Source organism: Streptomyces sp. NPDC050988 (assembly GCF_044456225.1).
Lineage (GTDB): Bacteria > Actinomycetota > Actinomycetes > Streptomycetales > Streptomycetaceae > Streptomyces.
Map to the genome: position 1 here is coordinate 1 of NZ_JBITFQ010000032.1, position 13,117 is coordinate 13,117.

Below are 13,117 nucleotides of genomic sequence, written 5' to 3' on the forward strand. Positions count from 1 at the left end.
CGCCCCGCCCCGCCCCCCACCCCACCGCGGCCCCGCCGGGGGGGGGCGCGGTGCGGCGGGCGCCGCCACACCGCAAGCGGGCGGGGCCCCGGGGGGGGGGGGCCCCCCCCCCCCCCCCCCACGACGCTTGAGCGTTGTACGCGGCACAGGGCCGCCACGGCGGCCGGGCCTCCGTCGGTCAGCGGCCGGTGCCCCCGTCGGCGTTCGGACCGGAGTAGTCCTCGCCGTACGCGCCCTTGGCGGGACGGCGGCGACGCATGGGCGGCTCGACGCCGTCCGCGAGGCGGCGGGCGGTGAGCAGGAAGCCGGTGTGGCCGATCATCCGGTGGTCGGGGCGGACGGCCAGGCCCTCGATGTGCCAGTTGCGGATCATCGACTCCCAGGCGCTCGGCTCGTTGAAGCAGCCGATCTCGCGGATGGACTCGACGGTCCGGGCGAGCTGGGTGGTGGTCGCCACGTAGCAGCAGACGATGCCGCCGGGGACGAGCGCCTTGGAGACGGCCTCCAGGCACTCCCACGGGGCCAGCATGTCGAGGATCACGCGGTCGACCTCGGTGTCGCTGAGGTTGTCCTGGAGGTCGCCGACGGTGAGCTGCCAGGCGGGGTGCGGACCGCCGAAGTAGCGCTCCACGTTCTGCTGGGCGATCTCGGCGAAGTCCTCGCGGCGCTCGTACGAGTGCAGCATGCCCTGGTCGCCGATGGCCCGCAGCAGGAAACTGCTGAGCGAGCCGGAGCCCACGCCCGCTTCCACGACGCGTGCGCCGGGGAAGATGTCGGCGAAGGCCAGGATCTGCCCCGCGTCCTTGGGGTAGACCACGGCGGCGCCGCGGGGCATGGACAGGACGTAGTCGGGGAGCAGGGGGCGCAGTGCCAGATAGGCCACGTTCCCCGTGGTGCGGACAACGCTGCCCTCGGGAGAGCCGATCAGCTCGTCGTGCGGGAAGGAACCCTTGTGGGTGTGGAAGTTCTTCCCCGCTTCGAGCGTGAACGTGTAGTGGCGGCCCTTGGGGTCGGTCAGCTGAACCTGGTCCCCGACCTTGAAGGGCCCACGTCGGCGGGCGGCACCGGTCGGTTCGGACATGTGAACAGCCTACCGGTCCCTGCGGAGCGCTCTGACCGCTCGGGGTGCGTGCGGAGTCTGCGGGTGCGTCGTGGCTGGGCGCGCCCACGCGGCGGAGCCGCACATGTCACAGCCCCGCGCCCCTAACGGGGCTTCAGCTGGGGCGGGCCATTGCCTTCACGAACGCCTTCTCCACGTCCGCCGCCGACAGGACTCCGTAGATCTCGCCGGAGTCCTCCACCACCAGGTACTCGGTCGCGGGGGCCGCGCGCAGGGCGTCGAGGAGGTCCTCTCCGGCCAGTTCGGCGGAGACCCGCATGCCGTCCGTCAGGTCCTGGGCGAGGCCGCTGACGGCGACCCAGGGGCGGCGGTGTTCCGGTACGCCGACGATGGCGGCCTCGCGGACCAGGGAGAGGGGTTCGCCGTCGGGGTCGACGACCACCAGGGCGCGGGCGCCCGCGTCGTTGGCCCGGCGCAGCGCCTCCGAGAGCGGGGTGTCGGTCTCCACGGGAACCGCGCGGCGGGTGAGGGCGCGGGCCCTCAGCTCGGGCAGGTGTTCGCGCAGGCGGGCCATGCGCAGGCTGTTCCCGGCGCCGGTCCAGATGATCGCGGCCAGGATCGCGGCGAGCAGGGCGTCCATGACGGTGTCCATGCCGCCGATGTCCGCGGCGTCGGTCCCGAGCGCCCCGGACTGGGTGAGCAGGGGCAGTCCGACGAGTACGGAGATCGCGAGGGCGCGGCCGACCCAGGCGGCGGCGATCGTGCCGCTCATCGGCTTGCCGGTGATCTTCCAGACGACGGCCCGGAGCATCCGGCCGCCGTCGAGGGGCAGACCGGGGAGCAGGTTGAACGCGGCGACGATCAGGTTCGAGATCATCAGGCCGGCCAGCAGGACGCCCGGGACGGTGCCCGGCTCGACGGCCTGGAGGGCGAGGTAGAAGAGGCCGCCGAGGATCAGCGAGAGCAGGGGGCCGACGAAGGCGAGGACGAACTCGCGGCCGGGCGTCTCGGACTCCTTCTCGATCTCCGAGACACCGCCGAAGAACTGCAGCTGGATGCGGCGCACCGGCAGTCCGAAGCGCAGGGCGGCGACCGTGTGGGCCAGCTCGTGGACGAGTACGGAGGCGTAGAAGGCGACCGCGAAGAAGAGCGAGACGAGGTAGCGGGTCATGCCGAGTTCGGGCAGGACGCGGTCGAGCTGGCCGCCGAAGACCCAGGTGATGAGCGCCGCGACGAGGAACCAGCTGGGCGCCACGTACACGGGGACACCGAAGGGGCGTCCCATGAGCAGGCCGCCACCCGGTTCCTTGCCGCGCCGGGAGGACGAGCCCCGCTTCCGCCCGGACTTGGGCTTGGCGGGCGGGGTGTGCGCCTCTGAGCGGTGGACGTCGTGCGGGTGCGCGGGCGTGTGGTCGTCGGAGCGCGGGTCGGGCGCGGACGGTGAGGTGGGCGCCTTCCGCAGGTCGGCAGGCGGCGCGTCCGCCCGCTCTTCTCCGGCTGCTCCGGCTGCTCCGGATCCAGCAGCTCCAGCGGCCTGGTCGTCCGCCGGGCCCTCAGGGCCCTCCGGGTCCTCAGGGGCTCCCGGGCTCGGGTCCGGGTGTCCCGCTGCCGCTGCCGTGTCCGTCTCCGGCTCGGGTGTCGACTGGGCGTCGGTGTCGTGCGGCTCCTCGTCGGAGTGCGGCCGGGCCGTCGAGGTGGCCGGATCGCCGGGGCGCGGCCGACCCGCACGGCGCTCGTCCGCCTCGTCCGTGCCGGATCGCGGCTGCCCGCTCCCGCCGCTCTCGTCCACGATGTCCCCTCGTTCGACGCGTCTCCCGCTCGCGATCATGCACGGCGAGAGGTCCTGTGGTCGATGGTATGCGGCCGTCGTGCCGCGTTCGGCCCCGGCACCCCCTCTGATCCCCGCGCCGTGGCGTGCGCGCGCAGGTCACCGTGTGTCGCGCTGTCAGTGGCGGGCCGTAAGGTCTGTCGTCATGGAAACCAGCGCCGACGGCACGACTCAGGCGGGCCCGCGACCCGAGCCGACGGGCACCTCGGCCGAGCCCGCGGACGTCCCGGCCCAAGCCCCGTCCGCCCCCGCGGCCGACCCGGTCGTGGCCGCCGAGCCCGCTCGCGTCACCGTCGCCGTGCCGCCGGCCTCGTTGTCGCCCTCGCGGGCCGGTGACTTCATGCAGTGCCCGTTGCTGTACCGCTTCCGGGTGATCGACAAGCTGCCGGAGAAGCCGAGCGAGGCGGCCACCCGGGGCACGCTGGTGCACGCGGTGCTGGAGCGGCTGTTCGACGCGCCGGCCACCGAGCGGACCGCGCCGCGCGCCAAGTCGCTGATCCCCGGTCAGTGGGACCGGCTGCGTGAGGCGAAGCCGGAGCTCGCCGAGTTGTTCGCGGACGCCGACGAGAAGGCGGCGGGCGAGCGGCTGGCCCGCTGGCTGACGGAGGCGGAGCGGCTGGTGGAGCGCTGGTTCACCCTGGAGGACCCGACCCGTCTCGAACCGGCCGAGCGCGAGCTGTTCGTGGAGGCCCGGCTCGACTCGGGCCTGAAGCTGCGCGGCATCATCGACCGCGTCGACGTGGCCCCGTCCGGCGACGTGCGGATCGTCGACTACAAGACGGGCAAGGCCCCGCGCCCGGAGTACGCGGAAGGCGCCCTGTTCCAGATGAAGTTCTACGCCCTCGTGGTCTGGCGGCTGAAGCAGGTCGTGCCGCGCCGCCTCCAGCTCGTCTATCTGGGCAGCGGCGACGTGCTGACGTACGACCCGGTCCCCGCCGACCTGGAGCGCGTAGAGCGGAAGCTGCACTCGCTGTGGGAGGCGATCCGGCTGGCCACCGAGACCGGTGACTGGCGGCCGCGCCCCACGAAGCTGTGCGGCTGGTGCGACCACCAGTCCGTGTGTCCGGAGTTCGGCGGCACTCCCCCGCCGTATCCGCTGCCTGTGAGGGCGCCCGAGTCCGGCGGTGCCGAGCAGGGCAGAATGGGGCCGGACTAACGAAGGAGACTTACGTGGCCATCCGCGTCCTATTGGTCGACGACCAGCCGCTGCTGCGCACCGGCTTCCGGATGATCCTGGAGGCCGAGCAGGACATCGCGGTCGTCGGCGAGGCCGGTGACGGTCTCCAGGCACTGGATCAGGTAAGGGCCCTGCAGCCCGATGTGGTTCTGATGGACATCCGTATGCCGCGGATGGACGGGGTCGAGGCGACCCGTCAGATCACCGGCCCCGGCCGGGACGGTCCGGCGAAGGTGCTGGTCCTGACGACCTTCGACCTCGACGAGTACGTGGTGGAGGCACTGCGCGCCGGCGCCAGCGGCTTCCTCCTGAAGGACGCCCCCGCCAACGAACTGGTGCAGGCGATCAGGGTGGTGGCCTCCGGTGAGGCCATGCTCGCGCCCAGCATCACCCGTCGGCTCCTCGACAAGTACGCGAGCCATCTGCCCTCGGGCGACGAGCCGGTGCCGGACACCCTGCACACGCTCACCGAGCGCGAGGTCGAGGTGCTGAAGCTGGTGGCCCGCGGCCTGTCGAACGCGGAGATCGCCGCCGATCTGTTCGTCAGCGAGACGACGGTCAAGACGCACGTGGGTCACGTCCTCACCAAGCTGGGGCTGCGCGACCGCGTGCAGGCCGCGGTGTACGCGTACGAGAGCGGTCTAGTGCGCCCCGGCGCACAGTGAGCGCCCCCGTCCCCACCACGGACCTCTGACAGGAGAACGGCCGCCCCCTCGAACAACTCGGATGAGGGGGGCGGCCGTTCCGCGTATGCGCGGGGATGGTGCGCGGACGGGCTCAGTCCTTGCTGATCTCCCAGAAGCGGAACACCGTCGACGCGTCGAGGCAGTTCTCCAGGCCGTACACGCTGTCGCGGACGACCGCGTACTGCTTGGCCTGCCAGACCGGGATGACCGGGATCTGGTCGGCGACGATGTCCTGGAGCTCGCCGTACTGCGGCTCGGTCGAGGCGCGGTCGCTCTGGGCGGCCGTCTCGGGGATGAGCCGCCCGGTGACCGTGCTGTTCGTGTAGTTGTTGCCCAGCACGTTGCCGTCGCCGAAGAACGGGGCCGTGAAGTTGTCCGGATCCGGGTAGTCCGGCACCCAGCCCTTCACGTACACGCCGTACTTGCCCGCCTCGATGTCCTTCTCGTACTTGTCGTACGCGACGGACTTCACGGTCGCGTCGAACAGGCCGCTCGCGTTGAGCTGCCCCGCGATCGCCCTGAACTCCTGGTCGGTGGAGGGGCCGTAGCGGGTCGGCGTCGACCAGAGGGTCAGCTTCACCTTGTCGGTGATGCCGTCCTCGAGCAGCGCGGCCTCGGCCTTGGCGCGCGAGGGGCGGGCGCCGTAGGTGTCGAAGAAGGCCGTGTTGTGGCCCGTGATACCGGCCGGGATGATCGAGTACAGCGGGGTCGCCGTGTTCTCGTAGACCTCTTTGATGAGGGCGTCGCGGTCGAGCAGCTGGGCGATGGCCTTGCGGACGCCCGCCTTGCCCACGACCGGGTCGTTCATGTTGAAGACCAGGTGCTGCACCTCGGCGCTGGAGCCCTCGACGACGTCGATCTCCTGGCTGCCGGTGGTGTCCGTCTCGATCTCCGCGATGTCCTTGGCGGCGAGGCCTCGGTAGGCGACGTCGACCTTGCCGTCGAGGACGGCCTTCTTCAGGCCGGCCTGGTCGCCGTGGAACAGCTTGAGGGTCACGCCGTTGTTCTGCGTCTCGGCGTTGCCCTCGTAGTTCTCGTTGACCGTGAAGACGGCCTCGTCCTTGCTGAACGACTCCAGCTTGTACGGGCCCGAGCCGACGGCCTCGCCGTCCTCGCGCAGCCCGTCCGCCGAGTACTCCCGGCGGTTGACGATCGAACCGGCACCGGAGGCGATCTTGCTCGGGAAGGTGGCGTCGGAGACCTTGAGCCGGAAGACGACCGTCTTGGCGTTCGGCGCCTCCACCTTGTCCAGCATGGGGAACATGATCGCGGGCCCGGCGTCGTCGTCGATCTTCATCATGCGGTCGAAGGAGAACTTGACGTCCTGCGAGGTGAGATCGTCACCGTTGCTGAACTTCAGCCCGTCGCGCAGGGTGCACCGGTAGACCTTGGCCTGCGTGTCCGTGAACCCGCACTCCCTGGCTGCCTCCGGCACCGGCTCGGTGCCGCCCTTGGGAAAGCTGAGCAGGGACTGGAAGACGTTGTTGAAGAGGAGCCAGGAGCCGGGGTCGTAGCCGGAGGCGGGATCCGTGGCCAGGACGTCGTCCGTCATCCCCATGACGATGTCCGAGCCACTGCCCCCGGAGCCCCCCGACTCCGAGCCGCATCCCGTCAGCAGGCCTGCGGACAGTCCCGCGACGACGGGCAGGACCGGCCACTTGGTGCGCATGTTCACGAGCGTGTGCCTTGTCGTTGGTCTCTCTTGGGTCCGGTCGGTCGCCGTCGCTTCCGGCTCGGCCGCCCGGTCCGGTCGGGCGTCGTCGCCTGCGGCTCAGCTGCCGACCCCGCGGCCGAGCTCCCACAGCTGAAGCGTCGCGGAGGAGTTGAGCGCGTACTCGGCGCCGGTGATGTCGTCCCGGGTGGCGATGTACTGCTTGCCCTGCCACAGCGGCAGAACCGGGACGTCGTCGGCGACGATGCTCTGGATCTCCTCGATGCTCTTCGAGGCGGTGAGGCGGTCGGCCTCGCGGCGGGACTCGGGGATCAGCTTGGAGCGGATCTCCGGGTTCGCGTACGGCGAGCCGATGGTGTTGTCCTTGTCGAGGAACGGCGCGAGGTAGTTGTCGGCGTCAGGGAAGTCCGGGAACCAGCCCATGCCGTAGACCTCGTAGTCGCCCTTCTGCTCGTTCGGGCGGAACGTCGACCAGTTCTCGCCCTTGATGCTCACCTTGAACAGGCCGCTGTCGTTCAGCTGCTTCTGCAGCAGCTCGAACTCCTCCTTGGTGGCCGGTCCGTAGTGGTCGTCCGTGTAGTGCAGCGTCAGCTTCACCGGCGTGGTGATGTTCGCCGAGGCCAGCAGGTCCTTGGCCTTGGGGATGCTCGGGTCGCCGTACTTGTTGAAGAACGAGTTGGCGTGACCGGTGACGGTCGCCGGGACCATGGAGTACAGCGGGTCGGCGCCGGAGCCGTACACCTGCGAGGTGAGCTCGCCGCGGTTGATGACCTGGGCCATCGCCTGCCGGACCGCCTTCGTCTTCACCGACGGGTCGTTGGTGTTGAAGCCGAGGTAGCGGATCTCCAGACCGGGCTGCTCGATCAGGTCGACGTCGGTGCCCTTGTCGTTCTGGAGCTTCTTGATCTGCGCGGGCGACATGGTGCGGGTCATCATGTCGATGTCGCCCTTGTCGAGCGCGGTGCCCATGGCGCCGGTGCTCTCGAAGGAGCGCAGCTCGACCTTGTCGTTCTTCAGCTCCGAAGTCCCCTGGTAGTTGGGGTTCTTGGTGAAGACGGCCTTGACGATCTCGTCGTCCTTGACCTCGGCCTTGAGCGTGTACGGGCCGGAGCCGCTGACGTCGAAGCCCTCCCGCAGCTTGTTCTTCTCGTAGTCGTCCGGGTTGACGATGCCCGCGACCGGCGTGGACAGCTTGAACGGGAAGGTGGCGTCCGCGCTGTTGAGGTGGAAGATCACCTCTCGGTCGCCCTTGGTCTCGACCGTGTCGACGGTGGACAGCAGGGCGAAGACACCGCTGTCCGCCTTGAGCTGCATGGCGCGGTCGATGGAGAACTTCACGTCCTCGGCGGTGATCGCGTCACCGTTGGAGAACTTGAGGTCCTTGCGCAGGGTGCAGGCGTACCGCTCGTTGCCCGAGTCGGTGAAGCCGCACTCCTCGGCGGCCTCCGGAGCCGGGTCGCCGCCGCCGTTGGGCATGACCATCAGCGTCTGGACGGTCTGGCGCAGGATGTTCCAGGTGCCGACGTCGTACGCGTAGGCCGGGTCGAGCGGCGCCGGGGCCTCCTTCGAGGCGGTGAACCGGTCGGTGGTGCCGACGACGATGGCGTCGCCGCCGTTGTCCCCGCTGTCGGAACCGCCGCACGCGGCGAGGACCGGGGCGAGCAGACCGATCACGGCCGGCAGCACCAAAGTCTTACGGTTCATGCTCGAAGTTCTCCAGAGCTGTCGTCCCGCTAACCCGGCAGGCCGGGGTGTGGCGGTGGGGTCACGGGGGTTACGGCGATGTCTCGATGAGATTAGTCCGCACCAGCAGGACCGTTCGCAGGTACTGGAGTTGAGCTCCCATCACGCTGCGAAACCGGCTGTGGACGCACCGAAAACCCGACAGCGGAAGGATTGGTGCAGCGTTCCATGAATCAGGACACAAGGACGCGCCGAACCGCACCGAAAGGGCTTCCAAGACACAGCCGGGGCAGCTTGTCGACGGCCCTCGGCGTGTCGAACGTCACATCCTCAACTACGTGAGGAAGCACTCGAATTCGGCCACCCGGGACACGCGGAAGAGGATCGAATTACTCCGGTGTCGTGACCACGTAGTTTTTCCGGCATTCAATCATTCACCCTGGGTGAAGGATTAGCGCTTTTCCGTCATCAGACCTCGTAGAAAAGACAGGTCGACCTGTTCGAGGGACGGAACAACGGTGCGCCGGACCGCCGGAGCGATGGGTGCCACGGACGGAACGGCGACGACGTGGCAGCCCGCGGCCTCGGCCGCGGCGACGCCCGTCGCCGTGTCCTCGATGACCGCGCATCTGGCCGGATCCGCGCCCAGGCCGGCGGCCGCCAGCAGATACGGGTCGGGGAACGGCTTGGTGCGCTCGACCTCGTCGCCCGCGATCGTCAGGGCGAAGTTCTGGGGGCCGAGCGAGGTCACGACGCGGTCGATGATGCGCCGGTGCGAGGCGGAGACCAGGGCCGTGGGGATCCTGTGCGCGGACAGCTCGGCGAGGAGCCTCGCGGCGCCCGGCATCAGCGGCAGAGCGCGGCCGATCCGGTCCTCGAACCCGTCGTTCAGCAGCACGGTGAGCTCGGCGAGGGTGACGTCCGCTCCGGTGGCCTCGATGAGGAAGCCCGCGCTGCGGGTCATGGGGCCGCCGACCACCACGTGGCGCCAGGAGTCGTCGAGGGTGTGGCCGAGGCCGGCGAAGACCTCGACCTCGGCGTCCCACCAGAAGCCCTCGGTGTCCACCAGGGTGCCGTCCATGTCCAGGAGTACGGCCTGGAGGGCGGAGCCCTCGGCCGTTTGGGTACCTAGTGCGGGGACCGTACTGGTCATAGGCGCACCTCCGTGTAGGGACGAGAAGGCCGGTTCCCTCCCGGGGAACCGGCCTGCACTGGACCGACCAGTGTACGTCGCCGTCGAGAGAAGTGCCTCCTGGAAAAGGTGGGTGCGGTGCCCCTGCGGCGGGCTGGGGGTCTTTTGCCGGGTGCGGGTGCGTTGTGGTTGCTCGCGCCCACGCGGCGGAGCCGCAAAATGTCACAGCCCCGCGCCCCTGAAGGGGCGCGGGGAACCCGCCCTCACCTGGCGTTGAAGTACTTCGCCTCCGGGTGGTGGATCACGATCGCGTCCGTGGACTGTTCCGGGTGGAGCTGGAACTCCTCGGAGAGGTGGACGCCGATCCGCTCGGGCTCCAGGAGCTCGGCGATCTTGGCGCGGTCCTCCAGGTCCGGGCAGGCGCCGTAGCCGAGGGAGAAGCGGGCGCCTCGGTACTTGAGCGCGAACATGTCCTCGACGTCGGCCGGGTCCTCCCCCGCGAAGCCGAGTTCGGAACGCACGCGCGCGTGCCAGTACTCGGCGAGGGCTTCAGCCAACTGCACGGACAGGCCGTGCAGTTCGAGGTAGTCGCGGTAGGCGTTCGCCTCGAAGAGCTTGGCCGTCTCCTCGCCGATCCGGGAGCCGACGGTGACGACCTGGAGCCCGACGACGTCCGTCTCGCCGGACTCCTCAGGCCGGAAGAAGTCGGCGAGGCACAGCCGGCGGCCGCGGCGCTGGCGCGGGAAGGTGAAGCGGGTGCGCTCGTTGCCCTGCTCGTCCAGGAGGATCAGGTCGTCGTCCTTGGACACGCACGGGAAGTAGCCGTAGACGACGGCAGCCTCCAGCAGGTTCCCGGTCTGCAGCTGGTCAAGGAGGCCGCGCAGCCGGGGCCGGCCCTCGGTCTCCACCAGCTCCTCGTACGTCGGCCCGTCGCCCGTACGCGCCTGCTTGAGGCCCCACTGGCCCTTGAACAGCGCGCCCTCGTCGAGCCAGGAGGCGTACTCCTTGAGCTGGATGCCCTTGATGACACGGGTGCCCCAGAACGGCGGCTCGGGGACGGGGTTGTCGATGGAGACGTCGGAGCGGACCGAGCCCTCCTCGGGGCGCTCCTCGACGACCGTCTGGGCGGTGGCCCTGACCCGGCGCTGCTTCAGCTCGGGCAGGCTCGCGCCGGGCACGCCGCGCTTGACCGCGATCAGCGCGTCCATCAGGCGCAGGCCCTCGAACGCGTCGCGGGCGTAGCGGACTTCGCCCTCGTAGATCTCGTGCAGGTCCTGCTCGACGTACGCCCTGGTGAGGGCCGCGCCGCCGAGGATCACGGGGTAGTCGGCGGCCAGCTTGCGCTGGTTGAGCTCCTCCAGGTTCTCCTTCATGATCACCGTGGACTTGACGAGCAGGCCGGACATGCCGATGACGTCGGCGCGGTGCTCCTCGGCGGCCTCCAGGATCGCGGAGACGGGCTGCTTGATACCGAGGTTGACGACGGTGTAGCCGTTGTTGGACAGGATGATGTCGACGAGGTTCTTGCCGATGTCGTGGACGTCGCCGCGGACGGTGGCCAGCACGATGGTGCCCTTGCCCTCGTCGTCGGTCTTCTCCATGTGCGGTTCGAGATGGGCCACGGCGGTCTTCATGACCTCGGCCGACTGGAGCACGAACGGCAGCTGCATCTGGCCGGAACCGAACAGTTCACCGACGACCTTCATGCCGTCGAGGAGCGTCTCGTTGACGATGTCGAGGGCCGGGCGGGTCTGGAGCGCCTCGTCGAGGTCGGCCTCAAGACCGTTCTTCTCGCCGTCGATGATGCGTCGCTTGAGCCGCTCGTCCAGGGGCAGCGCGGCCAGTTCCTCGGCCCGGCCGGCCTTGAGGGACTTGGTGGTGGCGCCCTCGAACAGTGCCATCAGCTTCTGGAGGGGGTCGTAGGCGGGTTCGTCCCCCTGCTGGGGGCGTCGCCGGTCGTAGATCAGGTCGAGCGCCGTGTTGACCTGCTCGTCGTCGAAGCGGGCGATCGGCAGGATCTTCGAGGCGTGGACGATCGCCGAGTCGAGGCCCGCCTTCACGCACTCGTCGAGGAAGACCGAGTTGAGCAGGACACGCGCGGCCGGGTTGAGACCGAAGGAGATGTTCGACAGGCCGAGGGTGGTCTGCACGTCCGGGTGACGCCGCTTCAGCTCGCGGATCGCCCCGATCGTGGCGATGCCGTCGCCCCGGGACTCCTCCTGGCCCGTGCAGATCGTGAAGGTCAGGGTGTCGATGAGGATGTCCGACTCGTGGATGCCCCAGTTCTCCGTCAGGTCCTCGATCAGCCGCTCGGCGATGGCGACCTTGTGCTCGACGGTGCGGGCCTGGCCCTCCTCGTCGATGGTCAGCGCGATCAGCGCGGCGCCGTGCTCCTGCGCCAGGCTGGTGACCTTCGCGAAGCGCGACTCGGGGCCGTCGCCGTCCTCGTAGTTGACGGAGTTGATGACCGCGCGGCCGCCGAGCTTCTCCAGACCGGCGCGGATGACGGGGACCTCGGTGGAGTCGAGCACGATCGGCAGGGTGGAGGCGGTGGCGAAACGGCCGGCCAGCTCCTCCATGTCGGCGACGCCGTCGCGGCCCACGTAGTCGACGCACAGATCGAGCATGTGCGCGCCCTCGCGGATCTGGTCGCGGGCCATCTCCACACAGTCGTCCCAGCGGCCGTCCAGCATGGCCTCGCGGAACTTCTTCGAGCCGTTGGCGTTCGTGCGCTCGCCGATCGCCATGTAGGCGGTGTCCTGGCGGAACGGCACGGTCTGGTAGAGCGAGGCCGCGCCGGGCTCGGGGCGCGGGTCGCGCACGGCCGGGGACAGGTCCCGTACCCGCTCGACGACCTGGCGCAGGTGCTCCGGGGTCGTGCCGCAGCAGCCGCCGATCAGGGAGAGGCCGTACTCGCGTACGAAGGTCTCCTGGGCGTCGGCCAGCTCGGGGGCCGTCAGCGGGTAGTGGGCGCCGTTCTTGCCGAGGACGGGGAGGCCCGCGTTCGGCATGCAGGACAGCGGGATGCGGGAGTGGCGGGCCAGATAGCGCAGGTGCTCGCTCATCTCGGCGGGCCCGGTGGCGCAGTTCAGGCCGATCATGTCGATGCCGAGCGGCTCCAGCGCGGTGAGCGCGGCGCCGATCTCCGAGCCGAGCAGCATGGTGCCGGTGGTCTCGACGGTCACCGAGACGATCAGCGGCAGGTCGACACCGAGGGTGTCCAGCGCCTTGCGGGCCCCGATGACCGACGCCTTGGTCTGCAGCAGGTCCTGGGTGGTCTCGACGAGCAGCGCGTCGGCGCCGCCGGCGATCATGCCCTCGGCGTTCCGCTGGTAGGCGTCGCGCAGCAGGGTGTACGGGGCGTGGCCGAGGGTCGGCAGCTTGGTGCCGGGGCCCATGGAACCGAGCACCCAGCGCTGCTGCCCGGTCGAGGCGGTGAACTCGTCGGCGACCTCGCGGGCGATGCGGGCACCCGACTCGGAGAGCTCGAAGACGCGCTCGGCGATGTCGTACTCGGCGAGGGCCGCGTGGTTGGCGCCGAAGGTGTTGGTCTCGACGCAGTCGACGCCCACGGCGAAGTACGCCTCGTGGACGGAACGGACGATGTCCGGCCGGGTGAGGTTCAGGATCTCGTTGCAGCCTTCGAGATTCTCGAAGTCCTCCATCGTCGGGTCCTGTGCCTGCAGCATCGTGCCCATCGCGCCGTCGGCCACCACCACACGGGTGGCGAGGGCCTCGCGGAGGGCATCGGTTCGGGTCCTGCTGTAGGCGGAGGAGGACGAGAGGGACGGGTTAGGCGACGAGGCCATGGAAGATGCTCCCTGAAGTGCGACGGCTGTCGGCTTTGCGCTTCTCATGGAAGGCGCACGCCGCAAGGGT

At 69.8% G+C, this 13,117-nt stretch carries 8 protein-coding genes; 2 read left to right on the forward strand and 6 right to left on the reverse strand.

Annotated features, from left to right (window positions below; all coding sequences use genetic code 11):
* Positions 1 to 178: 178 nt before the first annotated feature.
* Positions 179 to 1,081: a tRNA (adenine-N1)-methyltransferase gene (locus tag ACIBEI_RS40565; protein ID WP_398895756.1), complete on the reverse strand. Its 903-nt coding sequence runs from the start codon at positions 1,079 to 1,081 to the stop codon at positions 179 to 181.
* A 133-nt stretch (positions 1,082 to 1,214) separates the two neighbouring features.
* Positions 1,215 to 2,849: a site-2 protease family protein gene (locus ACIBEI_RS40570; protein ID WP_398895758.1), complete on the reverse strand. Its 1,635-nt coding sequence runs from the start codon at positions 2,847 to 2,849 to the stop codon at positions 1,215 to 1,217.
* A gap of 184 nt (positions 2,850 to 3,033) precedes the next feature.
* Between ACIBEI_RS40570 and ACIBEI_RS40575 the strand changes: the two genes are divergently transcribed.
* Positions 3,034 to 4,044: a RecB family exonuclease gene (locus tag ACIBEI_RS40575; protein WP_398895760.1), complete on the forward strand. Its 1,011-nt coding sequence runs from the start codon at positions 3,034 to 3,036 to the stop codon at positions 4,042 to 4,044.
* 14 nt (positions 4,045 to 4,058) lie between these two features.
* On the forward strand, positions 4,059 to 4,730 hold the full coding sequence (locus tag ACIBEI_RS40580; protein ID WP_055613352.1) for a response regulator transcription factor: 672 nt from the start codon (positions 4,059 to 4,061) through the stop codon (positions 4,728 to 4,730).
* Positions 4,731 to 4,842: 112 nt separating this feature from the next.
* On the opposite strand, the gene ACIBEI_RS40585 is transcribed toward ACIBEI_RS40580, so the two are convergent.
* From ACIBEI_RS40585 to metH, 4 genes are all read right to left on the reverse strand, one after another.
* Positions 4,843 to 6,426, reverse strand: coding sequence for an ABC transporter substrate-binding protein (locus tag ACIBEI_RS40585; protein WP_398895762.1), 1,584 nt, complete (start codon positions 6,424 to 6,426; stop codon positions 4,843 to 4,845).
* A 96-nt stretch (positions 6,427 to 6,522) separates the two neighbouring features.
* Complete coding sequence (locus tag ACIBEI_RS40590) at positions 6,523 to 8,127, reverse strand: ABC transporter substrate-binding protein (protein ID WP_398895763.1); 1,605 nt, start codon at positions 8,125 to 8,127, stop codon at positions 6,523 to 6,525.
* Between the two features lie 430 nt (positions 8,128 to 8,557).
* Positions 8,558 to 9,259: an HAD family hydrolase gene (locus ACIBEI_RS40595; RefSeq protein WP_398895765.1), complete on the reverse strand. Its 702-nt coding sequence runs from the start codon at positions 9,257 to 9,259 to the stop codon at positions 8,558 to 8,560.
* A 242-nt stretch (positions 9,260 to 9,501) separates the two neighbouring features.
* Positions 9,502 to 13,047 carry a methionine synthase gene (metH, locus tag ACIBEI_RS40600; RefSeq protein ID WP_398895767.1) on the reverse strand — a complete coding sequence of 1,182 codons (3,546 nt, stop codon included), beginning with the start codon at positions 13,045 to 13,047 and terminating at the stop codon, positions 9,502 to 9,504.
* Between the last annotated feature and the right edge of the window lie 70 nt (positions 13,048 to 13,117).

What these genes read in the sequence shown, in the direction of transcription:
- ACIBEI_RS40565 (WP_398895756.1), bottom strand. Translation starts at nt 1,081, where the DNA reads ATGTCCGAACCGACCGGTGCCGCCCGCCGACGTGGGCCCTTCAAGGTC.
- ACIBEI_RS40575 (WP_398895760.1), top strand. Translation starts at nt 3,034, where the DNA reads ATGGAAACCAGCGCCGACGGCACGACTCAGGCGGGCCCGCGACCCGAG.
- ACIBEI_RS40590 (WP_398895763.1), bottom strand. Translation starts at nt 8,127, where the DNA reads ATGAACCGTAAGACTTTGGTGCTGCCGGCCGTGATCGGTCTGCTCGCC.
- ACIBEI_RS40595 (WP_398895765.1), bottom strand. Translation starts at nt 9,259, where the DNA reads ATGACCAGTACGGTCCCCGCACTAGGTACCCAAACGGCCGAGGGCTCC.
- metH (WP_398895767.1), bottom strand. Translation starts at nt 13,047, where the DNA reads ATGGCCTCGTCGCCTAACCCGTCCCTCTCGTCCTCCTCCGCCTACAGC.